Source organism: Sphingobium sp. Z007 (assembly GCF_900013425.1).
GTDB lineage: Bacteria > Pseudomonadota > Alphaproteobacteria > Sphingomonadales > Sphingomonadaceae > Sphingobium.
Map to the genome: position 1 here is coordinate 544,340 of NZ_FBXK01000005.1, position 24,776 is coordinate 569,115.

At 64.3% G+C, this 24,776-nt stretch carries 24 protein-coding genes; 17 read left to right on the top strand and 7 right to left on the bottom strand.

Annotated features, from left to right (window positions below; translation table 11 throughout):
* Nucleotides 1-57: 57 nt before the first annotated feature.
* Nucleotides 58-1,671: a bifunctional GNAT family N-acetyltransferase/carbon-nitrogen hydrolase family protein gene (locus CEQ44_RS10565; RefSeq protein ID WP_088185440.1), complete on the bottom strand. Its 1,614-nt coding sequence runs from the start codon at nt 1,669-1,671 to the stop codon at nt 58-60.
* A gap of 230 nt (nt 1,672-1,901) precedes the next feature.
* Nucleotides 1,902-3,122, bottom strand: coding sequence for an NADP-dependent isocitrate dehydrogenase (locus tag CEQ44_RS10570; protein WP_088185439.1), 1,221 nt, complete (start codon nt 3,120-3,122; stop codon nt 1,902-1,904).
* A gap of 160 nt (nt 3,123-3,282) precedes the next feature.
* Here CEQ44_RS10570 and CEQ44_RS10575 point away from each other — a divergent pair, with 160 nt between their 5' ends.
* Entirely contained in the window at nt 3,283-4,017 is a 735-nt protein-coding gene (locus CEQ44_RS10575; protein WP_088185438.1) for a phosphatidylserine decarboxylase, read from the top strand.
* Between the two features lie 53 nt (nt 4,018-4,070).
* Nucleotides 4,071-4,808: a phosphatidylcholine/phosphatidylserine synthase gene (locus CEQ44_RS10580; protein ID WP_088185437.1), complete on the top strand. Its 738-nt coding sequence runs from the start codon at nt 4,071-4,073 to the stop codon at nt 4,806-4,808.
* 108 nt (nt 4,809-4,916) lie between these two features.
* On the opposite strand, the gene CEQ44_RS10585 is transcribed toward CEQ44_RS10580, so the two are convergent.
* Complete coding sequence (locus tag CEQ44_RS10585; RefSeq protein ID WP_088185436.1) at nt 4,917-5,144, bottom strand: hypothetical protein; 228 nt, start codon at nt 5,142-5,144, stop codon at nt 4,917-4,919.
* A gap of 257 nt (nt 5,145-5,401) precedes the next feature.
* On the opposite strand from CEQ44_RS10585, the gene rpsB reads away from it, so the two are divergent.
* Nucleotides 5,402-6,160, top strand: a complete 759-nt coding sequence (gene rpsB / locus CEQ44_RS10590; protein ID WP_088185435.1) for a 30S ribosomal protein S2 — start codon at nt 5,402-5,404, stop codon at nt 6,158-6,160.
* Nucleotides 6,161-6,256: 96 nt separating this feature from the next.
* Nucleotides 6,257-7,189, top strand: coding sequence for a translation elongation factor Ts (gene tsf, locus CEQ44_RS10595; RefSeq protein WP_088185434.1), 933 nt, complete (start codon nt 6,257-6,259; stop codon nt 7,187-7,189).
* Nucleotides 7,190-7,259: 70 nt separating this feature from the next.
* Here the strand turns inward: tsf and CEQ44_RS10600 are convergent, their stop codons facing one another.
* Together CEQ44_RS10600 and katG are read right to left on the bottom strand one after the other, a co-directional pair.
* Complete coding sequence (locus CEQ44_RS10600) at nt 7,260-7,622, bottom strand: cytochrome c family protein (RefSeq protein ID WP_088185456.1); 363 nt, start codon at nt 7,620-7,622, stop codon at nt 7,260-7,262.
* A 76-nt stretch (nt 7,623-7,698) separates the two neighbouring features.
* Entirely contained in the window at nt 7,699-9,912 is a 2,214-nt protein-coding gene (gene katG / locus CEQ44_RS10605; RefSeq protein WP_088185433.1) for a catalase/peroxidase HPI, read from the bottom strand.
* A 271-nt stretch (nt 9,913-10,183) separates the two neighbouring features.
* Here katG and pyrH point away from each other — a divergent pair, with 271 nt between their 5' ends.
* The 10 genes from pyrH to rpmE all read left to right on the top strand — a co-directional run bounded on the left by pyrH (nt 10,184) and on the right by rpmE (nt 19,585).
* Nucleotides 10,184-10,909 (top strand): UMP kinase, encoded by a 726-nt coding sequence (gene pyrH / locus CEQ44_RS10610; protein WP_088185455.1) that lies wholly within the window; start codon nt 10,184-10,186, stop codon nt 10,907-10,909.
* A gap of 2 nt (nt 10,910-10,911) precedes the next feature.
* Nucleotides 10,912-11,469, top strand: coding sequence for a ribosome recycling factor (frr, locus tag CEQ44_RS10615; protein WP_088185432.1), 558 nt, complete (start codon nt 10,912-10,914; stop codon nt 11,467-11,469).
* 43 nt (nt 11,470-11,512) lie between these two features.
* The gene (locus CEQ44_RS10620; RefSeq protein WP_088185431.1) at nt 11,513-12,253 is read left to right on the top strand and encodes an isoprenyl transferase; all 741 of its coding nucleotides are present in this window, start codon (nt 11,513-11,515) and stop codon (nt 12,251-12,253) included.
* Between the two features lie 6 nt (nt 12,254-12,259).
* Nucleotides 12,260-13,039 carry a phosphatidate cytidylyltransferase gene (locus CEQ44_RS10625; RefSeq protein WP_088185430.1) on the top strand — a complete coding sequence of 260 codons (780 nt, stop codon included), beginning with the start codon at nt 12,260-12,262 and terminating at the stop codon, nt 13,037-13,039.
* Nucleotides 13,036-14,193 (top strand): 1-deoxy-D-xylulose-5-phosphate reductoisomerase, encoded by a 1,158-nt coding sequence (locus tag CEQ44_RS10630; RefSeq protein WP_088185429.1) that lies wholly within the window; start codon nt 13,036-13,038, stop codon nt 14,191-14,193. Before CEQ44_RS10625 ends, CEQ44_RS10630 begins: the two co-directional genes overlap by 4 nt.
* Nucleotides 14,190-15,323, top strand: coding sequence for an RIP metalloprotease RseP (gene rseP / locus CEQ44_RS10635; protein ID WP_088185428.1), 1,134 nt, complete (start codon nt 14,190-14,192; stop codon nt 15,321-15,323). Before CEQ44_RS10630 ends, rseP begins: the two co-directional genes overlap by 4 nt.
* 88 nt (nt 15,324-15,411) lie before the next feature.
* Entirely contained in the window at nt 15,412-18,084 is a 2,673-nt protein-coding gene (gene bamA / locus CEQ44_RS10640; protein ID WP_088185427.1) for an outer membrane protein assembly factor BamA, read from the top strand.
* On the top strand, nt 18,084-18,740 hold the full coding sequence (locus CEQ44_RS10645) for an OmpH family outer membrane protein (RefSeq protein WP_088185426.1): 657 nt from the start codon (nt 18,084-18,086) through the stop codon (nt 18,738-18,740). The genes bamA and CEQ44_RS10645 overlap by 1 nt, the downstream gene beginning before the upstream one ends.
* Before the next feature lie 6 nt (nt 18,741-18,746).
* Entirely contained in the window at nt 18,747-19,223 is a 477-nt protein-coding gene (gene fabZ, locus CEQ44_RS10650; RefSeq protein WP_088185425.1) for a 3-hydroxyacyl-ACP dehydratase FabZ, read from the top strand.
* 137 nt (nt 19,224-19,360) lie between these two features.
* Nucleotides 19,361-19,585 carry a 50S ribosomal protein L31 gene (gene rpmE, locus CEQ44_RS10655; RefSeq protein ID WP_056687908.1) on the top strand — a complete coding sequence of 75 codons (225 nt, stop codon included), beginning with the start codon at nt 19,361-19,363 and terminating at the stop codon, nt 19,583-19,585.
* A gap of 490 nt (nt 19,586-20,075) precedes the next feature.
* Here the strand turns inward: rpmE and aroB are convergent, their stop codons facing one another.
* Nucleotides 20,076-21,185, bottom strand: a complete 1,110-nt coding sequence (gene aroB / locus CEQ44_RS10660; protein WP_088185424.1) for a 3-dehydroquinate synthase — start codon at nt 21,183-21,185, stop codon at nt 20,076-20,078.
* Nucleotides 21,176-21,724 (bottom strand): shikimate kinase, encoded by a 549-nt coding sequence (locus tag CEQ44_RS10665; RefSeq protein WP_088185423.1) that lies wholly within the window; start codon nt 21,722-21,724, stop codon nt 21,176-21,178. Before CEQ44_RS10665 ends, aroB begins: the two co-directional genes overlap by 10 nt.
* Before the next feature lie 94 nt (nt 21,725-21,818).
* Here CEQ44_RS10665 and CEQ44_RS10670 point away from each other — a divergent pair, with 94 nt between their 5' ends.
* The 3 genes from CEQ44_RS10670 to CEQ44_RS10680 are packed head-to-tail and all read left to right on the top strand — an operon-like array spanning nt 21,819 to nt 24,771.
* On the top strand, nt 21,819-22,007 hold the full coding sequence (locus CEQ44_RS10670; RefSeq protein WP_088185422.1) for a cbb3-type cytochrome oxidase assembly protein: 189 nt from the start codon (nt 21,819-21,821) through the stop codon (nt 22,005-22,007).
* Nucleotides 22,008-22,012: 5 nt separating this feature from the next.
* Nucleotides 22,013-23,836, top strand: coding sequence for a hypothetical protein (locus CEQ44_RS10675; protein ID WP_088185421.1), 1,824 nt, complete (start codon nt 22,013-22,015; stop codon nt 23,834-23,836).
* Nucleotides 23,837-23,838: 2 nt separating this feature from the next.
* The gene (locus CEQ44_RS10680) at nt 23,839-24,771 is read left to right on the top strand and encodes a tyrosine recombinase (protein ID WP_088185420.1); all 933 of its coding nucleotides are present in this window, start codon (nt 23,839-23,841) and stop codon (nt 24,769-24,771) included.
* The last annotated feature ends 5 nt before the right edge of the window (nt 24,772-24,776 follow it).

A 24,776-nucleotide genomic window follows, 5' to 3' on the forward strand; every position in this document is an offset into this window, starting at 1 on the left:
CCTGCGCGGGGATGACTATGTGGGAATGGCACGTCCGCTGACTACCGCTAATTCTGTTCACCCGCCCCCCGGCGAGTTGTGCCCGCCGGCCGGGACCGGGCCGCCACTCGGCGCGTGACTGTGGTCGGGGTTACTGTCCCATTCGATATGGTAGAGATCGAAGCGGCGGTCGCGCAGGTTGCGGACGGTGCCTTCGGCGCGCGCCCAGCTGAGGTCGGCGAGGTTGACGTCCGCCATCGTCAGCGTTTCCACATTCTCCGTTGATTCCGCGGCGATGCCGTCGCGCGCGAAGGGGAGGTCGCAGGGGGTCAGGATGGCGCTCTGGGCATATTGGATGTCCATATTGTCGACATTGGGCAGATTGCCGACATTGCCGGACATGACGACATAGCATTGGTTTTCGATCGCACGGGCCTGCGCGCAGTAGCGCACGCGCATATAGCCGAGCCGCGAATCGGTGCAGAAGGGGACGAAGATGATGCGGGCGCCCTGGTCCACCAGGCGACGGGCGAGTTCGGGAAATTCGCTGTCGTAGCAGATGAGGACGCCGATCGGGCCGCAGTCGGTCTGGATCACGTCGAGCGAATCGCCGCCCTTGATGTTCCACCAAAAGGCTTCGTTCGGCGTCGGGTGGATCTTTTCCTGGGTATGGACGGAGCCGTCGCGCAGCGCGACATAGGCGATATTCTGGATATCGCCATCGTCGGCGCGGGTCGGGTGGGAGCCGCCGATGATATTGATATTATATTCCAGCGCCATCCGCGTCAGTTCTTTCGTCAGGCGCGGGGTGTAGCTGGTCAGCTTGTCGATCGCCTCCATGGGATTGAGCTTCTTGGTTTCGAACGACAGCAGCGGCAGGGTGAAGAGTTCGGGGAAGATGATGAAGTCCGAGCGATAATCCGCCGCGACATCCACGAAATATTCGATATTGCGGATGAAGGCCTCGAAATTCTCCACCGCGCGGGCCTGGAGCTGGCAGGTGGCGATGCGGACGCTTTCGACGCCGCGGGGGACGCGCATTTCGGGCGCTTCGTCCGGGTCGACATAGGGGTTGCGCCAGACGAGGTGGGCGGCGTGTCCGTCGGACTGCTTGTCTTCGGGCAGATAGTTTTCCAGCACGCCCAAGGGTTCGAACTGGTTTTTCAGCTGGAAGCTGACGACCTGGTCGCGCAGCTTGCCCTGGGCGACCTTGTCCAGATAATCCTTCGGCCCGTCCACCCGGCGTTTGGCGCGCAGATAGCCCGGCATGCGCCCGGCGATGACGATGCCGTGCAGGTCGAGTTCCTCGGCCAGTTCCTTGCGCTCGTCATAGAGCCGCTGGCCGATGCGCAGGCCGCGCAGCGCAGGATCGACCGCCATTTCATAACCATACAGCCATTCGCCCGCCGCGCTGTGGCGGGTGCCAAAGCCATTGGCGGTGATTTCTTCCCAGTCATGATGGGCGAAGGCCATGCCCTTGCTGACGCGCATTGTCGCGCAATAGCCGACCACCTTGTCGTCATAGAGGGCGACGAAGCAGCCATCGGGGAAATTGTTGATCTGGCCCCGGATGGTTGCGAGCGAATAATTGGGCATGCCGGGATAGGCGCGGGCGATCAATTGCCGGATGCCGCGGACGTCGGACGGCACGGCGGCGCGGACTTCCAGGCGTTTCTTGGTTCCTGTAGACATGATGTCACCTTCCGTTCGCCCTGAGTAGGGGCTGAGCTTGTCGAAGACCCGTATCGAAGGGTCGTTTGCGCAAATGTCCTTCGATACGCCGCTTCGACTTCGCTCGGCGGCCACTCAGGACGAACGGCTTTGGGGAATGGGTTGCCAAAGAAAAGGCGGCGTCGGGTGTCCGGCGCCGCCTCGTTCCGTTTGCGTATTGAAACGCGCAGGCGCGGATCAGTTCCCGTCTTTTAGGCCCAGCTGGCCATTTCCTTTTCCAGGTTGACGCGGATCTGTTCAAAGAACTGTTCCGTGGTCATCCAGGCCTGGTCAGGACCGATCAGCAGCGCCAGATCCTTGGTCATCGCGCCGTCCTCGACAGTCTTGATGCAGACGCGTTCCAAGGTTTCGGCGAATTTGGTGACTTCGGGCGTGCCGTCAAACTTGCCGCGGAAGGCGAGGCCCTGCGTCCAGGCGAAGATCGATGCGATCGGGTTGGTCGAGGTCGCCTTGCCCTGCTGGTGCTGGCGATAATGGCGGGTGACGGTGCCGTGCGCGGCTTCCGCCTCGACCGTCTTGCCGTCGGGCGAGAGTAGGACGGAGGTCATGAGGCCGAGCGAACCGAAGCCCTGCGCGACGGTGTCCGACTGGACGTCGCCGTCATAGTTCTTGCAGGCCCAGACGAACTTACCGCTCCACTTGAGCGCGGAGGCGACCATGTCGTCGATCAGGCGATGCTCATAGACGATGCCGGCCGCTTTGAACTTGTCGGCAAATTCGGCGTCGAACACCTGCTGGAACAGATCCTTGAAGCGGCCGTCATAGGCCTTGAGGATCGTGTTCTTGGTCGACAGGTAGAGCGGCCATCCGCGGTCGAGCGCGTAGTTCATGCTCGCCTTGGCGAAATCGATGATCGAATCGTCCAGATTATACATGCCCATGGCGACGCCGGCCGACGGGAAGTCGAACACTTCCTTGTCGATCTTCTGGCCATCTTCGCCGTCCCATACCAGGCGCAGCTTGCCGGGGCCGGGGACCAGGAAGTCGGTCGCCTTATACTGGTCGCCAAAGGCGTGACGACCAACCACGATCGGGTCAGTCCAGCCGGGGACCAGGCGGGGCACGTTCTTGATGACGATGGGTTCGCGGAATACGACGCCGCCCAGGATGTTGCGGATGGTGCCGTTGGGCGATTTCCACATCTGCTTGAGGTGGAATTCCTCCACGCGCTGTTCGTCGGGCGTGATGGTGGCGCATTTCACGCCGACGCCATATTGCTTGATCGCGTTGGCGGAATCGATCGTGATCTGGTCGTTCGTTTCATCGCGCTTCTGGACGGACAGATCGTAATATTTGAGGTCGATGTCGAGATAGGGAAGAATCAGGCGCTCGCGAATCCATTCCCAAATGATCCGGGTCATTTCGTCGCCGTCAATTTCAACGACGGGGTTTTTCACCTTGATCTTCGCCATAGCGCCTGTTTGCCTTCTTGCTGCTGGGTGGAATATGCGGACGCACTAGGCAAAGCGGCGGGAATGTTCAACCGTCGTGGGTTAGTTATCTGCCGCGGGTGGAGCGTTGTACGGGATCGATCGTTGTCAGGGGGATGGTCTCTCCCTAAAGACGGTGGCTATGGAAAATAACGAGATCACGATTGCCGCGGGCGGCAATGTCAAATGGCGCTTTCCTTCGGTGCACCCGGAGGGGATGAAATTCGGCCTGATCGCGGTCGCGATCACTGGCGTCCTGTTCCTGCTGGGGTGGGAGATATTGGGCTGGCTGATGCTGATCGTGACGATCTGGGTCTTTGCCTTCTTCCGCGATCCGGTGCGCGCCGTGCCGCAGGACGATAGCGCGATCATCGCGCCGGCCGATGGTCTGGTGACGCTGATCCAGCGCGTGCCGCCGCCGCGCGAAATGGCGGGACCGAACGGCCTGGGCGACCAGCCGATGATCCGCGTGTCGATCTTCATGAGCGTGTTCGACGTCCATATCAATCGGACGCCGATCGGCGGGACGATCAAGTCGGTCGTCTATATTTCGGGCAAGTTCCTGAACGCGGACCTGGACAAGGCGAGCGAGGATAATGAGCGCCAGCATATATTGGTCGAGCGGCATGACGGCGTGCGCATCGGCTTCACGCAGATTGCAGGCCTGGTCGCGCGGCGGATCGTGCCGTTCGTCAAGCCCGGCGACATGGTCGCGGCGGGGCAGCGCATCGGCCTTATTCGCTTCGGCAGCCGGGTCGATGTTTATCTGCCGGCCGGCACCGCGCCGCGCGTGATCCTGGGCCAGCGCACGATCGCGGGCGAGACGATCCTGGGGCAGATGGGCGACGCGCGGGTTATTGCGGGCATCCAGCAGTGAGTCGCCAGCGGCGCGCCATACCCCGCGGCTTGCGCCGGGGCATTACGTTGCGGATGCTGGCGCCCAATGCAGTGACGGCGATGGCGCTGTGTTTCGGCCTGACCGGGGTGCGTTACGGCATTTCGGGCGAGTGGGAGCGGGCCGTGCTGTCCATCCTGTTCGCCGGTGTGCTCGACGGGCTGGACGGGCGGATTGCGCGGATGTTGCGCGGTGAGAGCCGGTTTGGCGCGGAACTGGATTCGCTGTCCGATTCGATCGCGTTCGGCGTGGCGCCAGCGCTGATCCTCTATCTCTGGTCGCTTTACGCCATGCCGAAATTCGGCTGGATCTTCGCTCTGGCCCATGCGCTGTCCTGCGCGTTGCGGCTGGCGCGGTTCAATGCCGCGATCGATGCGGACGAGCAGCCGCATAAGTCAGCGGGCTTTCTGACGGGCGTTCCGGCCCCGGCGGGCGCGGGGCTGGCCTTCGTGCCGCTCTATCTGTGGCTGGTGACGGGCGAAGATATTTTCCGGGCTTGGTATGTGGTTGCGCCCTGGACCGCCTTCATCGCCTTCCTGATGATTTCCAACATCGCGACCTATACCTGGTCGGCGTTGCGATTGCGCAAGCGTATCCGGCTGGAGCTGATTGCTTTCGCCGGGCTTCTGGCGGCCTTGCTGGTCACCGATCCTTGGCTGACGCTGCTGTTGATCTGCGCCATCTATGTGGCGCTGATCCCGTTCGGGATCATGTCCTATGCCAAAGTCATGCGGCAGCGCGAGAGCGCCAAGGTCGTTTCGCCGACGGCTTGATATAGGGTGAGGCGCTGCGCCTTGCGGCAGGCAGGGGCTTCGACAGGCTCAGCCCGAACGGATGTGGGAGCAGTGTTTAAACGAAGGCTCTAGCGTATCAGGCCGTTTTCAGGCGGCCAGGGCGTTGCCAGGCAGCACCGCCGCGGTCCGACGGAGCGGCTGCGGGCCACGCGGGCGGCGGATGCGCAGATGATAGACCGGCGGATTTTGAGGGATAGGCTCGAACTGGAGCGCGGCCACCATCTTGTCATGATATTGAGCGAACATCCAAACGATGGTGCCCATGGCGAACAGGAAAGCGCCGGAGAACAGGGTTGCTGCAACAAGAGTGAACATCGTCGATCACTTTCCATCTTGCCATTTGCACGGCATGTCTCATGATGACGGTGTAAACGGCCGTTAACCGTCTTTGTTCCGTCTGTTCCTCTTATGTTCTCATTCGGGAGCGCCGTCAAGCCTTGCTTTTGCTTTTTTCCGCGTCTAAAGGCGCGACCATTCCACATGGGAATCGACATATCCGGTGCCGGAGACGCCTTTCAGGCTGCTTTCCGTGTTCCTGATTCCCAGAGGTCAAACCGGAAGGAGATACTATTATGGCGGCACCTGTCGTCACCATGCACCAATTGATCGAGGCTGGCGCCCATTTCGGCCACCAGACCCACCGCTGGAATCCGCGTATGAAGCCGTACATCTTCGGCGAGCGCAACGGCATTCACATCCTTGATCTGTCGCAGACCGTGCCGTTGTTCGGCCGTGCGCTCGACTTCGTGTCGGGCACCGTCGCGGCTGGCGGCAAGGTGCTGTTCGTGGGCACCAAGCGCCAGGCGCAGGACCCGATCGCGGACGCCGCGCGCAAGTCCGGCCAGCATTTCGTCAACCATCGCTGGCTGGGCGGCATGCTCACCAACTGGAAGACGATTTCGGGTTCGATCAAGCGCCTGAAGACCCTTGAGGAAAAGCTGTCGGGCGACACCCATGGCTTCACCAAGAAGGAAGTGCTTCAGATGACTCGCGAGCGCGAGAAGCTGGAAGCGTCGCTGGGCGGTATCCGCGACATGAACGGCATCCCCGATGTCATGTTCGTGATCGACGCCAACAAGGAAGAGCTGGCGATCAAGGAAGCCAACACGCTGGGTATCCCGGTCGTTGCGATCCTCGATTCGAACGTCTCGCCCGACGGCATCGCCTTCCCGGTGCCCGCCAACGATGACGCCAGCCGCGCCATCCGCCTCTATTGCGACGCGATCGCCGCCGCCGCCACCAAGGGCAACCGTGGTGCGCAGCAGGCTTCGGGCGTGGACCTGGGCGCGCTCGACGAGCCGCAGGCTGAAGAAGTCGTCGCCGAAGCCTAAGCGCGTCGCACGACTGTAGGAAAGACAGGCTAGGGCGCGCTCTTCGGAGACGCGCCCTGCCGCTTATTTGAAACATCCATTTTTAGGAGCCGAAACATGGCCGAGATTACCGCTGCCGCCGTCAAGGAACTGCGCGACCGTTCGGGCGCGGGCATGATGGATTGCAAGAAGGCGCTCACCGAAGCCAATGGCGACATCGAAGCGGCAACCGACTGGCTGCGCGCCAAGGGCCTGGCCGCCGCGCAGAAGAAGTCGAGCCGCACCGCCGCTGAAGGCCTGGTCGGCGTCGCCGTCGCCGGCACCAAGGGGGTCGCTGTCGAAGTGAACAGCGAAACCGACTTCGTCGCCAAGAACGACCAGTTCCAGGATTTCGTGCGCACCGTATCGGCAATCGCGCTGGACACCGGCGCGACCGATGCCGAGACGCTGGCCAATTCGGCCTATCCGTCGGGCGGCACTGTCGCTGAAAAGCTGGTCGCCAACATCGCCACCATCGGCGAGAACCAGAATGTCCGTCGCGTGGCGCAGGTCGAAGTGAGCCAGGGCGTCGTCGTGTCCTACGTCCATAACGCCGCGGCGCCGGGCCTGGGCAAGATCGGCGTGCTGGTCGCGCTGGAAAGCGAAGCGCCTGCCGACGTGCTGGAGCCGCTGGGCAAGCAGTTGGCCATGCACATCGCCGCCGCGTTCCCGCTGGCCCTGTCGGCCGACGACATCGATCCGGCGATCATCGAGCGTGAAGCCGCGATCGCGCGGGAAAAGAATGCCGACAAGATCGCCGGCAAGTCCGAAGAGATCGCCGCCAAGATCATCAACGGCCCGGTCGAGAAGTTCCGCAAGGACAGCGCGCTGTTGACGCAGGCGTTCGTGATGGACGGCAAGACCCCGGTGCAGGACGTGGTCGCCTCGGCCGCGAAGGACGCCGGCAAGCCGATCACGCTCAAAAGCTATGTCCGTTTCCAGCTGGGCGAAGGCATCGAGAAGGAAGTCAGCGACTTCGCGGCGGAAGTCGCGGCGGCCGCTGGCGTCTGATCGCCAGACCCACAATAGGTCGAGGGAAGGGGCGTCCTGCGGGGCGCCCCTTTTTCGTTGATGGGGCGGATTATTTCAGGGTGGCGAGATAGGCGATCAGCCGTTGCCGCCGCGCCGGATCGGGCAGCCCGGCAAAGGGCATTCGCGTGCCCTTGACCATGGCCTGTGGGCCGGTGAGCCAGGTTTCGAGCGTCCGGGCGTTCCAGGTGACGCCCGACGCCTTGAGCGCGTCGCTATAGGCGTAGCCGGGCAGGCTGGCGGCCTTGCGCCCCATGACGCCGCGTAGATTGGGACCGAAGCTGGATTTGCCCGGCTGCGTGGCATGGCAGGCGGCGCAGATCGCGAAATCGGCAGGCGGCTGGGCGAGGGCCGGTTGCGTGACGCCCATCAGCGCGATGCAAAGGGCGAGGGCACCGGAATGGCGAAGCGTCATGATCGGGAGTCCGTGATGGAAGGTGCGGGGGCGGCGGCCGGAACACATGCCCGGCCGCCCCCCGCACAATCAGGGGTCAGAAGCGGTCTGCGTCCATTACCTTGACCCAGGCGGCGACGAAATCGTCGACGAACTTCTGCTGGGCGTCGTTGGCGGCATAGACTTCGGCCACGGCGCGCAGTTCGGAGTTCGACCCGAAGACCAGATCGACCGGGGTCGCCGTCCACCGGGCCGCGCCCGATGCGCGATCTTTGCCCTCATACAGGGCCGGGTTCGCCGCCGACTTCGCCCACACCGTGTCCATCGACAGCAGGTTGACGAAGAAGTCGTTGCTGAGCGTGCCAGGGCGGCTGGTGAAGATGCCCGCGTTTGACGCACCCGCATTGGCGCCCAGCGCGCGCATACCGCCGACCAGCACGGTCATTTCCGGCACGGTGAGGTTCAGCGCATCCGCCTTGTCCACCAGTGCTTCGGCCGGTCCCACTTCCGCTTTCGCCGTGTAGAAGTTGCGGAAGCCGTCCGCCTTGGGTTCCAGATAGGCGAAGGAGGCGACGTCGGTCTGGGCCTGCGCGGCATCGACCCGGCCAGGGGTGAAGGGCACGCGCACCGGATGGCCCGCACGGGCGGCCGCCTGTTCGATCGCGGCATTGCCCGACAAGATTATGAGGTCGGCCATCGACACCTGCTTGCCCGACTTGGCAAAGTCCTTCTGCACCGCCGTCAGTTTGGTGAGCACCTTGGCCAGTTCCGCCGGGTTGTTGACCGCCCAGTTGCGTTGCGGATCGAGGCGCAGACGCGCGCCATTGGCGCCGCCGCGCATGTCGGTGCTGCGGAAGGTCGCGGCGGAGGCCCAGGCGGTCCGCACCAGTTCAGGCGTGGTCAGGCCCGACGCCAGCACCATCGCCTTGAGCTTTGCCTGGTCCGCATCGCCAATCGGCGCGATGGTGGATTTGGGCAGCGGGTCTTGCCAGCTATAGGTTTCGCTGGGGATGTCCTTGCCTAGATAGCGCGCCTGCGGCCCCAGATCGCGATGGGTCAGCTTGAACCAGGCGCGGGCGAAGGCCTTGCCGAACAGGTCGGGATTCTTCTGCCAGCTTACCAGCACCTTGTGGAAGCCGGGGTCTTCCTTGAGCGCGATGTCCGTGGTGAACATGATCGGCGCGTGGCGCTTGTCCTTGAGATGCGCGTCGGGCACCAGGGCGGCGGCGTTGGGATCGGTCGGAATCCACTGGGTCGCACCGGCCGGGCTTTTGGTCTTGACCCAGTCGAAGTTCAGCAGATTGTCGATATATTGGGTGGTGAACAGCGTGGGCGTGGCCGACCAGGCGCCTTCCAGCCCCGATGTCAGCGTGTCTTCCGCGTTGCCTTTGCCGCATTTATTGTGCCAGCCAAGCCCCTGATTTTCGACGCCCAGCGCGGCGGGTTCCTTGCCGAGGCAGTCTTCGGGCTTGCGCGCGCCATGGGCCTTGCCGAAGGTGTGGCCGCCCGCGATCAGCGCCAGCGTTTCTTCGTCGTCCATCGCCATCTGGCCAAAGGCGCGGCGGATGTCGGCGGCAGCGCCAATGGGGTCGTGATTGCCGCCCGGTCCTTCGGGATTGACATAGATAAGGCCCATGGTGGTGGCGGCCAGCGACCGCTTGAGCGAGCCGTCCGGGTTGGAGCGGTCGGTGCCCATCATCTTGCTTTCCGGTCCCCAGAACACGACGTCCGGTTGCCAGGCGTCGACGCGGCCGCCCGCAAAGCCGACGGTCCTGAAGCCCATATCCTCCAGCGCGACATTGCCGGACAGGACCATCAGGTCGCCCCAGCTGAGTTTGCGGCCATATTTCTGCTTGATCGGCCAGACCAGGCGGCGCGCCTTGTCCAGGCTGACATTATCGGGCCAGCTGTTGAGCGGTTCGAACCGCTGTTCGCCGCCGTCCGATCCGCCGCGCCCGTCGCCCACGCGATAGGTGCCCGCGCTGTGCCAGGCCATGCGGATGAAGAAGGGACCATAATGGCCATAATCAGCCGGCCACCAAGGTTGCGACGTGGTCAGCACCTTGCGGATGTCGGCCTTTACCGCGTCGAGATCGAGCGAGGCGAATTCCTTGGCATAGTCATAGTCGGCGCCATAGGGGTTGGATTGCGACTCATGCTGGCGCAGGGCGGTCAGATCCAGCACATTGGGCCACCAGCGCGGCGAGGTAGTCGTGGCTGGTTCGGTGGGCAGCGCAGGTTCCTGCGCGAGTACCGGCGTAAAGGTTGCGGCGCACAGCAGCGCCAATATCGATGTGGATGTCCGTCGCATGTCATCATCTCCCCGTTCATGCAGGCGTTAGTGCCATGGCAGGCGGATAGGCCCTGGCCGGAAAGACGGACAATTGATTGATCAGGTCACAATGATTGAGCGCTGCGATCAATCGGAACGGTCACGCAATAAGCATGTCCGCGCATGTCAGGGCTGATCCGCCTTTTGCGGGCGGCGGGCGGATCGGCGCAAACGCCGCTTGGCATTGCGGTTGCGCGCGACTAAGGTTCGCGCCGCTTTCCGCCATTCGCAAAAGGATATCAGACCGCTCATGACCCGGCCCGCCTACAAGCGTATCCTGTTGAAATTGTCCGGCGAAGTGCTGATGGGGCAGGGGCAGTTCGGTATCGAGCCGGAGACGGTGGCGCGTGTCGCGGGCGAGATCGCCGCGGCCAAGGATGCCGGTTTCGAAATTTGCGTGGTCGTGGGCGGCGGGAACATCTTCCGCGGTCTGGCGGGCGCTGCGGCGGGCTTCGACCGGGCGAGCGCCGATTATATGGGGATGCTCGCCACGGTCATGAACGCCCTGGCCGTGCAGAATGCGCTGGAAAAGCTGGGGTATGACACCCGCGTCCAGTCGGCGATCCCGATGGCGTCGGTGTGCGAGCCCTATATCCGCCGCAAGGCCGAACGGCATATGGAGAAGGGCCGGATCGTGATCTTCGCGGCCGGCACCGGCAGCCCCTATTTCACCACCGACACGACCGCGGCGCTGCGCGCGGCAGAAATGAACTGCGACGCGCTGTTCAAGGGTACCAGCGTCGATGGCGTCTATAATGCCGATCCCAAGAAGGTCGCCGATGCGGTGCGTTATGACAGCATCAGCTTCGACCAGGTCTTGAACGACAACCTCAAGGTGATGGACGCCAGCGCCATCGCCCTGTGCCGCGAAAACAACATTCCCATCGTCGTGTTCAACATCCGTGAAACTGGTAATCTGGCCACCGTGCTGGCCGGCAAGGGTGTCGCGACGATCGTCCAGAATCAGGAGAGCTAAGCATGGCCCAATATGACAAGTCCGACCTTGAACGCCGCATGGCCGGCGCGATCGAAGCCTTGCGCGGCGACCTTACCGGCTTGCGCACCGGGCGCGCCAACGTCCAGTTGCTCGATCCGGTGATGGTCACCGTCTATGGCGCGAACATGCCGCTCAACCAGGTGGCCACCGTGTCCGCGCCCGAGCCGCGCATGTTGTCGGTCCAGGTGTGGGACAAGACCAATGTGGGGCCATGTGACAAGGCGATCCGTTCGGCGGGCCTGGGCCTGAACCCCATTGTCGACGGGCAGACGCTGCGCCTGCCGATCCCCGACCTGACCGAGGACCGGCGCAAGGAATTGGCGAAGCTGGCCAGCAAATATGCCGAAGGCGCGCGGATCGCCGTCCGCAACGTCCGCCGCGACGGCATGGACAGCTTGAAAGCCGACGAGAAGAAGGGCGAAATCAGCGAGGACGAGCGCAAGCGCAAGGAAACCGAGGTCCAGAAGCTGACCGACGGCGTGATTGCGGATATCGACGCGCTGGCGACATCGAAGGAAAAGGAAATCCTCGGCCAGTAAGCCGGGGCTTTCCTTTCGCGGCCAAAGCACGCATGTCTTCCTGATGGCCACACAAGCCAAGCCCGATCTGACCAGCGTCGCGCCTGTCCATGGCGCGCGTCATGTCGCTATCATCATGGACGGCAATGGACGCTGGGCCAAGAAACGACTGCTGCCGCGCATCGCCGGGCATCGCGCCGGCGTGGAGGCGGTGCGCAAGGTGGCGCGGGCGGCGCAGGCGATGGGGCTGGAATGCCTGACGCTCTACGCCTTTTCGTCCGAAAACTGGAAGCGGCCGGCGAGCGAGGTGGCGGACCTGATGGGTTTGCTGCGCCATTTCATCCAGTCCGATGTCGATGAAATGCATGCCAATGGCGTGCGGTTGCGGGTGATCGGCAATTATCGCGCGCTGGAACCGTCGCTGGTGACGCTGATCGAAAACGCTATGGCGCGAACGGCGGGCAATGGCGGGCCGATCGTCGCGATCGCGCTGAATTACGGCGCGCAGGACGAGATGGTGCAGGCGGTGCAGGCGCTGGCGGCGCGGGCGGCCGCGGGCGAGATTGCGGCCGACGCGATCGGCGCGGGCGATATCGACCGGGCGCTCTATACCGCCGATCTGCCGCCGCTGGACCTGATGATCCGCACGTCGGGCGAGCAAAGGCTGAGCAATTTCATGCTGTGGCAGGCGGCCTATGCCGAACTCTATTTCACCGACATGCTGTGGCCCGATTTCGACGGTCGGGCGTTGGAACAGGCGCTGGACGCCTTCCGATTGAGGGACCGCCGGTTCGGCGGATTGTGATCTGACATGACGAGCGAATTGCGGACCCGCAGCATCGTGGGCGTCGCGCTGATCGCGGTGGCGCTGGGCGCGTTGCTGTCGGGTGGCCTGATCTTCTGGACGCTGCTGGTGATCGCCGGCGTGCTGATGCAGGGCGAGTGGGGCGACCTGACCGGGGCGACCCCGGAACAGCGCAAGGCGGCGATGTTCGCGGTGTCGATCCCGCTGGCGCTGCTATGTCCCTATGCCGCCGGGATCGATTGGCCGGTGCTGATTGCAGGCGCAGCGGCGTTTTTCTTCGTGCTGTTCACCAGTCGCAGCCTGAAGCTGGCGCTGGGCATACCCTATGTCTGTTTGCCGATCGTGGCGTTGCTGTTCCTGCGCGGACAGGCGCCCTATGCCTATGGGCTGCTGCTGGCCTTCTGGGCTTTGGGGCTGGTGTGGGCGACGGACATCGGCGCCTATTTTGCGGGGCGTTCGATCGGCGGGCCGAAGCTGGCGCCGCGGGTCAGCCCGTCCAAGACCTGGGCCGGGCTGGCGGGCGGCGTGCTGGCGGCGCTGGTTCTGGGCTTTCTGCTGCATCGCTTCGCAGGCCTGCCGATCCAGCTGGCGGCGGCGAGTGGCATATTGGCGGTGGCGGCGCAACTGGGCGATCTGCTGGAAAGCTATATGAAGCGGCGCGCGGGGGTGAAGGACAGCGGCACGTTGCTCCCCGGCCATGGCGGGGTGATGGACCGGCTGGACGGGGTCGCGACTGCTGCACCGCTTGCCGCCTTGCTCTATATCCTACTGGGGCAGGGCGGATGAAGCGGGTTTCGATCTTTGGCGCGACTGGATCGGTCGGCCTATCTACGCTGGACCTGATCCGGCGTGAACCCGACGCGTATCAGGTCGTGGCGCTTACTGCGAACAGCGACGTGGACAGTTTGGCGGCCCTGGCGCGGGAGACCGGCGCGGCGATGGCGGTGATCGGGCAGTCGCGGCTGTATGAGGCACTGAAAGAGGCGTTGGCCGGGTCCGGCATCGCGGCCGCGGCGGGCGAGGAGGCGCTGGTCGAAGCGGCGGCGATGGACGCGGACTGGACGATGGCCTCGATCGTGGGCTGCGCGGGCTTGCGGCCGACCATGGCGGCATTGAAGGCCGGCCGCACGGTGGCGCTGGCGAACAAGGAATCGCTCGTGTCGGCGGGCGGGCTGATGATGGAAGCGGCGACTGCATCGGGCGCGACACTGCTGCCGGTCGATAGCGAGCATAATGCCATTTTCCAGTGTCTTGCGGGCAGTCGTTTGGACGATGTGGCAAGGATCACGCTGACCGCCAGCGGCGGGCCGTTCCGTAGCAAGAGCCGCGACGAAATGGCGGCGATGACGCCAGCGCAGGCGGTGGCGCATCCCAACTGGTCGATGGGGGCCAAGATCAGCGTCGATAGCGCGACGATGATGAACAAGGGGCTGGAACTGATCGAGGCGGCGCATCTGTTTCCGGTCGGCCTCGACCGGATCGAGATTCTGGTCCACCCCCAATCGGTGATTCACTCGATGGTCGAATATCGCGACCGATCGACGCTGGCGCAGCTGGGATCGCCCGATATGCGGATTCCGATTGCCCATGCGCTGGCCTGGCCGCAGCGGATAGCGACGCCGTGCCAGCCATTGGACTTGGCGCGGATTGGCAGGCTCGATTTCGAAGCACCTGATATGGAACGCTTTCCCGCGCTGCGACTGGCGCGGCAGGCGGCCGAAGCGGGCGGGGCGACGCCCGCAATATTGAACGCGGCCAATGAAGTGGCGGTAGCGGCTTTCCTGGATGGGCGGATCGGCTTCCTTGATATCGCCATGATTGTGGAGGAGGTGTTGAACCGCTATAGCGCGGCGACGCCTTCCGTTATCGATGATGTGCTGGCGGCTGACGGCCGGGCGCGCATGGAGGCGGGCCAAGTGATGGAAAGATTGACGGCTTGATCCATAATCCTGGTTTCCTGTTGACCGTGCTGGCCTTTATCGCGGTCATCGGACCGCTCGTCTTTGTCCACGAGCTGGGCCATTATCTGGTCGGCCGCTGGTGCGGGGTGAAGGCGGAGGCGTTCTCCATCGGCTTCGGGCCGGAATTGTTCGCCTGGGTCGATTCCCGCGGCACCCGCTGGCGCGTCGCGGCGCTGCCGCTGGGCGGCTATGTCCGCTTCAAGGGCGACATGAACGCGGCGAGCCAGACCGATCCGGCCTGGTTGGAAATGTCGGCGCAGGATCGGGCGGAGAGTTTCCCCGCCAAGCCGCTGTGGCAGCGCGCGGCGATCGTGGCGGCCGGCCCGGCGATCAATTTCCTGTTTGCGATCCTGATCCTGGCGACCTTCGCGTTCGTGCATGGCGAAAGCCGCACCCCGGCGGTGGCGGGCGTCGTCCAGCCGGGCAGCGCGGCGGCGGCCGCGGGCATCCTGGCGGGCGATCGGATCGTGTCGCTGGGCGGCCGGGACATGGCCACGTTCGACGATATCCGCCTCTATGCGCAGATCCGCCCCGGCGAGCCGGTGGCGATGGTGATCGAGCGCGACGGCAAGATTTTCGCCCGCAATGGCCGGATCGGCAGCGTCACCGAGGATGACGGATTCGGCAACAAGTTCCAGATCGGTCGGCTGGGCCTGGCGCCTGGCGATCCAGTGGTGGAGCCGGTCAGCCTGTTGCGTGCGCCGGTCGTCGCGGTCGAGCGCACCGGGCAGATCGTGCGGACGATGGTCGAAACGATGGGGCAGATTTTCAGTGGCGGCCGGTCGGTCAAGGAATTGGGCGGGCCGTTGAAGATCGCCCAAGTATCGGGTCAGGCCGCAACGCTGGGCATCGAGAGCTTCATCTTCCTGGTGGCGCTCATCTCGATTAACTTGGGGTTCATCAACCTGTTGCCAATTCCCATGCTGGATGGCGGGCATCTGCTCTTTTACGGGATAGAGGCGATACGGCGGCGGCCAGTGAGTGCGCAGGCGCAGGAATGGGCCTATCGGTCGGGCTTGGCGGTGCTGATGGCGATGATGCTGCTGGTGACTTTCAACGATTTGTCGTCTTTCGGGCTTTGGAAGAGCCTGTCCGGCTTGATCGGTTGACGCGCATCGGGCAGGGAAGCCCGGTTTGGCGTCGTCTGTGTCGGCGGAAACATTGTATCGGAATTTTGAGGTGAAGCGGGTGACAGCGATGAAGAGCAGCAACAGGCAGCGCCCGATCGTGGCGGCCTTGTTGGCGACCACGATGATCGCGGGCCTCTCGGCACCCGTCATGGCGCAACAGGCTCCTCCTGCGCCCGCGGCTCCTTTGGCCGCGCCTGCCGCATCGGTGGCCGCGCCCATCGGCACGATCCGCGCGATCACCGTCGTCGGCACCCAGCGGCTGGAGCCGGACACGGTCCTGTCCTACACCAAGCTGCGCATCGGCCAGCCTTATAGCCAGGAAAGCCTGGATCAGGGCCTGCGCGACCTGTACGAGACGGAATTATTCGCCGACGTCCAGATCCGCAACGACAATGGCGCCCTTACCGTTGAGGTAAAGGAAAACCCGGTCATTAACCGTATCGTCCTGGAAGGTAATAAGCGCCTGAAGGAAGACAAGATTCGACCTGAAATTAAACTGGCGCCGCGCCAGATTTATACCCGGTCGAAGGTGCGCGCAGACGTGGCCCGCATCGTTGAGCTGTATCGCCGCCAGGGCCGCTTCGCCGCGACGATCGAGCCGAAGATGGTGCAGCTGGACCAGAACCGCGTCGACATCGTGTTCGAGATTTCGGAAGGGCCGAAATCCAAGGTCCGCCAGATCAACATCATCGGCAACGAAAAGTTCAAGGACGGCGAACTGCGTAGCCAGATGGTGACCAAGCAGTCACGCTGGTTCCGCCTGTTTTCATCGGGCACCAGCTATGATCCCGATCGCCTGGCCTATGACCAGCAGAAGCTGCGCCAATATTATCTGACCGAAGGCTATGCCGATTTCCGCGTGATCTCCGCGGTCGCGGAACTGACGCCGGACAAGCAGGATTTCATCATCACCTATGTGGTGGAAGAAGGCGACCGCTATAAATTCGGCGATGTGAAGGTCGAATCGGACATTCGCGACCTGTCCGGTGAATCGCTGACCAAGCGTCTGCCGATGAAGAAGGGCGACTGGTACAACGCCAAGCAGGTCGAGGACACGGTCGATACGCTGAGCGAGACGGCCGGTCTGTTCGGATACGCCTTCGCCGACGTGTCGCCCGACTTCAACCGCGAGAAGGAATCGCTGACGATGGGGATTAATTTCCGCATCGCCAATGCGCCGCGCGTCTATGTCGAGCGGGTGGACATCAACGGCAATACGCTGACGCAGGACAAGGTTATCCGCCGCGAGTTCCGTCTGGCCGAAGGCGACGCCTTCAACAGCTTCCTGGTGAAGCGCTCAAAGGACCGGATCAACTCGCTCGGCTTCTTCCAGGAGAAGCTGGACGTCGAGCAGAAGCCCGGCTCCGCGCCCGACCGCATCATCCTGGAAACCAATGTGCAGGAAAAGTCGACCGGCGAATTGTCGCTGTCGGCCGGTTTCTCGTCGCTGGAACGCTTTATCGTGTCGGCGTCGATCACGCAGCGCAACTTCCGCGGCAAGGGCCAGGAACTGCGCACCTCGGTCAATTATTCGGCATACAGCAAGTCGGTCGAGGTCGGGTTCACCGAACCCTATTTCATGGACAAGAATATCGCGCTGGGCGGCGACATCTATCGCCGCGACCTGAACAGCTTCCGCTATCTGACCAACAATGATCGCGACACCACTTACGAGCAGACGACCACCGGCTTCCAGATCCGGGCGGGCGTGCCAATCACCGAATATATGTCGCTGGCGCTGCGTTACAGCCTCAATTTCGACGATGTGACGCTGGACAAGGATACCTATTATTCCGACCCGGACGGCACCGGGCCGTTGGGATCGCAGTGCGACCCGCTGCTGGCGGGCCGCTATCTGTGCGACGCGATCGGCAAGCGCACGACATCGTCGCTCGGCTATTCGCTGATCTATGACACGCGCGACAACCGTATTCGCGCGACCCGCGGCCAGAATGTCACGCTGAGCCAGGATTTCGCAGGCCTTGGCGGCAGCGTGAAATATGTCCGCACCCGTTTGTCGGCATCGAAATATATCCCGCTGGGCAGTGGCTTCATCTTCTCGCTGACCGGCGAGGGCGGGTATATCCACAGCCTGGAAGGCACGCGCCGCGATTCGACCGGTCAGGAAGTGGACCGGATTCGTCTTACCGACCGCTTCTTCCTGGGCGAACCGCAATTCCGCGGCTTCGATATTCGCGGCGTGGGTCCGCGCGTGAAGCGCTATTATCTGACGGCGGAAACCAACGAGGCGGGCGTAGCCACGGGCAAGTATATTCGCAACAATGACAACAACAACGTCTCCGACGATGCGTTGGGCGGCAAAATCTATTATCTCGCCCGTGCGGAAGTCGAAATTCCGCTGGGTTCGGGCGCGCGTGAAATGGGGCTGCGCCCCTCCATCTTCATGGATGCTGGCGCCGTCGCCGGACTGAAAAATCCCGGCACGATCGATTTTCAAGGCTATTGCGATCCGGGCACCGGCGCGCCAACAGGTTCGACCAGGGTTCGCGCGACCGGCAGTGCGGATGCGCCTGTTTGCGGCGCGAACTTCACGTTCGCTGGCGGCAATTTCCAAGAAGAATATCTCGGCGACACGCTCAAACCGCGTCTGTCGGTGGGCTTTGGCGTCAACTGGAACTCGCCCTTTGGTCCGTTCCGCATCGACATCGCCAAGGCCCTGTTGAAAGAACCAGGGGACGACAACAAGCTCATTACCTTCAACGTAGGGACTCAATTCTGATGAAGACCATTTTCAAGGCCGCGGCGCTCGTTTGCGCGCCCATGACCGCTATCGCACTGACCGCCGTTCCGGCCGTCGCCCAGACCAAGCAGGGCCTGGCCGTGGTCGACCTGGAGGAAGCCGTCGCCAAGAGCACGGCCTTCACCACCGCGATCACCCAGATGCAGACCACCTACAAGCCGCAGATCGACGCGCTGAACACGCGCCGCGCCGCGATCGAGACGGACCTCAAGACCAAGGGCGACGCACTGCAGGCGGCACTGAAGGCCGCCGCGAACAAGCCGACCCCGGCGATCGAGACCCAGTATCAGCAATATCAGCAGGCGCAGCAGGCGGGGCAGGCCGAATTGCAGCGCATGAGCCAGCCGATCAGCCTGGCCCGCGCCTATGTCGAGGAACAGATCGTCGCCAAGCTGGACGACGCGCTGAAGGCCGCGACCGCCAAGACCAAGTCGGAAATCGTGTTCAAGAAAGCCGCGACCGAGAGCTTCGGCGCGACGGCGGACATCACGCCTGCTGTCACCACCGAACTCAACGCCCTGGTCCCCAGCGCATCGATCACCCCGCCGGCTGGCTGGCAGCCCGGCGGCCGTCAGGGTCAACCCGCCGCCGCCGCCGCTCCGGCGACCCCGGCGCAGGCGCCCAAGTCGCGCTGATAAAAAATGACGGGAGAGGTTGAAACGACTGCGCGTGGCCCGATGGATATCCGTCGGGTCATGGCCGCGCTGCCGCATCGTTACCCGATGCTGCTGGTCGATCGGGTGGTGACGCTGGTGCCCAACCAGTCGATCCACGCGATCAAGGCGGTGTCGGTGAACGAGCCCTTTTTCCAGGGGCATTTCCCGACCCGGCCGATCATGCCCGGCGTGCTGATCGTGGAAGCGATGGCGCAGGCGGCGGGCGTGCTGGTGGTGGATTCGATGGATTTGGCCGATTCGGGCAAGCTCGTCTATTTCATGAGCATCGACGGCGCCAAGTTCCGTACGCCAGTGGAGCCGGGCTGCCTGCTCGACCTGCATGTGGAAGTGACGCAGATGCGCGGCGCGGTCTGCAAGTTCAGCGGCAAGGCGATGATCGAGGGCAAGCTGGCGGCGGAAGCGCATTTCGTTGCGATGATCGCCGATCCGCCCAAGGATTAATCGTGCTGCCGTCCAGGTTGATGCCGGGGCCGGCCTTTATTCTTGCCAAGGCGCGCCGAACCCGCTAACGGCGCGCCTTCGCTATTTTTACCGCATCCACAGCCGGTCGGAACCGGCACATTACGGAGCAATACGCCATGAAGGCCGATACCCACCCCGACTACCATCTGATCAACGTCCAGATGACCGACGGCACCATCTTTCAGACCCGCTCCACCTGGGGCAAGGAAGGCGACACGCTGGCGCTCGACATCGATCCCAAGTCGCATCCGGCCTGGACCGGCGGCAACCGCCAGCTGGACACCGGCGGCCAGGTGGCGCGCTTCAACAAGCGTTTCGGCGGTCTGACGCTGAAGAAGTAATCGGCCTTTCATGGTTGAACGAAAGGGCGCCTGCGAGGCGCCCTTTTTTGTGGCCGCTTTCCGGGGGGCAGCAAAAAAAGGGCCTCCAGCTAAAAGCTGGAGGCCGAGGTTCAGGGGAGGAGTCAGCGGCGACAGAGGGGGGATCTGTAAGGGATGCCGCTGACAAGGAGGGGTGTAGGCGGGCAATGATGCAGGGGAATGTCAGACTTGTTGCTGAGGGGCGGTTTGGGTGAAATTTTCGAGCGGTGGTCTGTTATCGAATGGGAGCGGATGTGCGCCGGTCATTCGGCTTGCCCAAATAGCCGTCACCCCAGCGAAGGCTGGGGTCGCAGACGACAGGAGAAGGAGGCCAGCCGTGTAGCGCTATCCGTTTAAGCGGCGTGCGCCGGCCTGAGATGCCAGCTTTCGCTGGCATGACGGTTCTTTCGGAGGTCCGGCCTGAAAAAGGCAAAGCGTCTTCCCTCCCCTCGTCCTGGCACTGAACATTGCCTCAGGCCGCCGCCCTATCCTGATCCAGGAACGCCGCCACGTCGTCCAGCACGACATCCTTCGACAGGAAGGTCTGGCCGATGCCGCGGGCGAGGAGGAAGGGGAGGGTGCCGGCCGCCATCTTCTTGTCGTGCAGCATGTGGCCGACCAGTGCCGCGCCGTCTGCGCGCACATGGGCGGTGGCGAGGTCGTGGGGTAGGCCAACGGCTCTCAAATGCGCGGTGACGCGGTCGGCATCGGCCTGCGGACACAGGTCAAGGCGCGCGGAGTAGCGGAAGGCGAGCGCCATGCCGGCCGCGACGCCTTCGCCATGGAGCAACGTGTCGGAAAAGCCGGTGTCGGCCTCCAGCGCATGACCAAAGGTGTGGCCAAGGTTGAGCAGGGCGCGGCGGCCCGACGTTTCGCGCTCGTCATCGGCGACGATCGCGGCCTTGGCCTGCACGCTGCGGGTAATGGCGATGGTGCGGGCGTTCGGGTCGCCGGCAAGCAGCGCCTGGGCGTTGGCGGCGCACCAGTCGAAAAATTCGGGATCGTCGATCAGGCCATATTTGACGACTTCGGCATAGCCGGCGCGGGTTTCGCGCGGCGGCAGGCTGTCGAGGGTCGAGGGGTCGATCAGGACAAGGGCGGGCTGGTAGAAGCTGCCGATCAGGTTCTTGCCCGCCTTCGCGTTGATCGCGGTCTTGCCGCCGACCGACGAATCGACCTGCGCCAACAGGGTGGTCGGCACCTGGATGAAGTGGCAGCCGCGCTTGAGGATGGAGGCGGCAAAGCCGACCAGGTCGCCGATGACGCCGCCGCCCAAGGCGACGATATGGTCGCCTCGCTCGATTTCCAGGGCCAGCAGCGCGTCGAGCAATTGTTCGAGGTGACGCCAGCTCTTGGTCTGTTCGCCCGGCGGCAGGATGATCGGTTCGACGGCGATGTTAGCGGCGCGCAGGCTGGCGTCGAGGCGCGGCAATTGCGCGGCGGCGACGTTCGTGTCGGTGACGACCACCAGCCGGCCGTTGCGGGCATAGGGAGCCAGGCTGTCGCCGGCGCGGTCGAGCGCGCCCTGTTCGATGACTATATTATAACTGCGCGCACCCAGCGCTACGCGGACTATTGCCATGTGGTCAATTGCTCCATGATGCGATCGACCGCGACTTCATGCGGGGCGGCGATGCTCTTCACATGAATAGGGGCGAGCGCGTAGACGGGATTGCGTATCGCGGCCAGCTCCGTCAGCACGACGCGCGGGTCGCGATCTTTCAGCAGCGGGCGGCTGTCGCGGCGGGCGACGCGATCGACCAATATGTCGATGTCGGCGTCCAGCCAGATGGCGGTGGCGGCCTCCAGGATCAGGCGGCGCGTCTCATCCTGCATGAAGGCGCCGCCGCCCGTCGCGATCACCTTGGGCGCGCCATCCATCAGCCGGGCGATGACGCGCCGTTCGCCGTCGCGAAAATAGGGTTCGCCATAGCGTTCGAAAATCTCCGCCACGGACATGCCGGCGGCCTTCTCAATCTCCTCATCCGCGTCGACGAAGCTGAGCCCCAGACGCGCGGCGAGACGGCGGCCGACCGTGGATTTGCCCACGCCCATCATGCCCACCAGGACGATGGGACCGCGCCGGGCCTGGCTCTGCGGGATTTTGCTGTTTCGCTGCATGGCTTGCGGGGCTATACAGCCAGCCGTCACAGAGGCAAATCGCATCTTTCTTTGTTGTCCGGCATGTCAGTCGGCCCGTTATAGCCAAGGATCTATGAAGAATAATCGCAACTTCAGCAGTTTCGAGGGCGGTAATCGTCGTCGTGGCTCCAGCCTGCCGATCATCCCCATTGCCCTGGCCGTGCTGGTCATCGCGCTGTTGGCCTTTTTCTGGTCGCGCGGGGGCGAACAGCCGCAGCAGCGCGTCGAGAAGGTCATCCCCGCCGAGAAGCTGGGCCAGTAAGGCGGATGCGCTGGCCGCGCGGTAATGCGAAATGGGCGGTGGGCAGCTTTGCGTTAGCGCTGGCGTTGCCGGTCGTCGCACAGCAGGCGCCCGAATCGCTGCTGCCGCCTGGTTTTGGCGATGCGCCCGAAGCGCCCGCGCCGCCGCCGGTGCGGCCAACGCCCGCTGCGCCCAGCACGACGGGATCGCCCGCAGCGCCGATGGTGCAGCCGCTCGATCCCGGCACGCCGCCCGACCTGTCGCTCGTGGACGCGGCGCAGAATGCGGCCGAGGCCGAACTGACGCCCGAAGAACTGGCGGCGCAGAAGGCGAAATATGACTTGCCCGACACGGCGCGTCGATCGCTGGACCGCATTGGGCCGCTGACGCCGCAGACGCGCGGGTTCGAGCCGGACGCGTTCGGCGGCGAATCGGGCAAATATCTCGCCGCGTTGATGAAGCAGACGCATGCGCCGATCGTGTCCCGCTGGGCCTCCATCCTGCTGCGCCGGGCCTTGCTGAGCGCGGTCGATACGCCGCGCGACATTGACGGGGCGGACTGGGCGGCGGAACGCGCCTGGCTGTTGCTCCGCATGGGCGAGGCGGACAATGCCCGGTTGATGGTGCAGAGCGTCGATCCCGACCGCTATTCGCCGCGCCTATACGCGATCGCGATGCAGACCTATCTGGCGACGGCCGATCCGGCCGGGCTGTGCCCGCTGTCGGCAGGCGCGCTGCGGTTCAGCAAGGAACCGGGTTGGGACATGACGCGGGCGATCTGCCCGGCGCTGTCGGGCGACCAGGGGACGTCGAGCGGCGCGCTGAACCAGGCGCAGCGGCGCGGCATCGTGCGCGGCATCGATTATCGGCTGGCCGAAAAGGTGGTCGGCACCGGGTTCAATGCGCGTCGGTCGGTGAAGATCGAATGGGACGGCGTCGATCGGCTGACGGCCTGGCGATTCGGGCTGGCGACGGCGCTGAATGTCGAAATTCCCGATGCGCTGTACGGCACGGTCGGATCGCATGTGCGCGCCTGGGAAGCGCGCGCGCCTGCGCTGAGCGCGGTCAAGCGGCGACCGGGCGTGGAGATTGCAGCGCGGCTGGGCGTGCTGTCCAGCGCGGCGCTAGTCGGCTTTTATGGCCAGATGGGCACCGAGGGCGATGCGCCGGGCGATCTGGCGGACCGGATCGAGACGCTGCGCACCGCCCATGCCGGATCGACCGTGGGCGACCGGATCGGCGCGATGCGGACATGGTGGCGCGACGGCGCGAAGCCCGATTATCTGGGCTTGGTCGCGACGGCGCGGGCGGCCGCGGCGCTGCCGGTGGCGCAGGCCGATGCGCAGGATGCGGCCAATCTGGTCGCGGCGATGCTGGCGGCGGGCTATGACCGCAATGCCGCGCGGTGGGCGCGGGCGATCGGCCAGTTGGACGGCGCGGGCGCATCGCAATTCTGGGCCTTGCTAGCGGTCGGCGCGCCCAGCCCGGTGGTGGACATCAACAGTAGTCGCGTGTCGAGCTATGTCGGGGACGTTGGGTCGGACAAGGGCCGGATGCTGATCGCGGCGCTGGCCGGCCTATCGCGCCTGTCAGCGGACGATGCCGCGTCGCTGGCGCAGGATAACGGCTTTGCGCTGGGCGCGAACAGCCGCTGGGCGCGCGCGATCGGCGCGGCGGCGCAGCGGGGCGAAAAGGGCACCGTTGCGCTCCTGGCAGCCGTGGGCATGCAGGGCAATGACTGGAGCCGATTGCCGGCGGGGCATCTCTATCATGTTGTCGCGGCGCTGCATCGCGTGGGGCTGGACCCCGAAGCGCGGATGATCGCGGCCGAGGCGATCAGTCGCACCTGAATATGGGACAGGATGACGCCATCCTGGTCGATCGCTTCCTTGAGATGATGGCGGCGGAGCGGGGCGCGTCGCGCAACACGTTGCTGGCCTATCGCGCCGATTTGAGCAGCGCGGGCGATCTGCTGGGCGGACTGGCCGGTGCGGATAAGGATGGGTTGGGGACGCTGGCGGCGGCCTGGGCCGATCTGGCGGCGTCGTCCGTGGCGCGCAAAGTGTCTGCGCTGCGGGCCTTCTACGCTTTTCTGGAGGAGGAGGGGCTGCGCGCCGACAATCCCTCCGCCGCGCTGCCACGGCCGACGACGCGCCGCTCGCTGCCCAAGATATTGTCGGTGGCGGAGGTCGATCGTTTCTTCGCTTATATCGCCGAGCGACTGGACGTCGAACATCCCGCGGCGGCGGACCTGCGGCTCGCGGCGCTGATCGAGCTGCTTTATGGGTCGGGGCTGCGCGCGACCGAACTCATGTCGTTGCCGCGCCGGGCGCTGGCGGCCGACCGGCCTTTCCTGATCCTCAAGGGCAAGGGCGCGCGCGAGCGGCTGGTGCCGATTTCCGACCGGGCGCGGGCCGCTGTCGCTGCCTGGCTGCCGCATGTGCCGGCCGACAGTCCGTGGCTGTTCCCTTCGGGCAAGAGCCATTTGAGCCGCATCCGCCTCTATCAACTGGTCAAGGCGCTGGCGAAGGCCAGTGGCATCGCGCCGGAGCGGGTCAGCCCCCATGTGCTGCGCCACGCCTTCGCCACCCATTTGCTGGAGGGCGGCGCGGATTTGCGCGCGTTACAGATGATGCTGGGCCATGCCGATATCGGCACCACGCAAATCTATACCCATGTCGATAGCCGGCGTCTGGTCGAGCTGGTCAACAGCCGCCATCCGCTGGCGGGGATGGCTCCCAAGATCACGCATCCCCGCGTTGACGGCGACGCGCCAGCGCCTTAACGCAC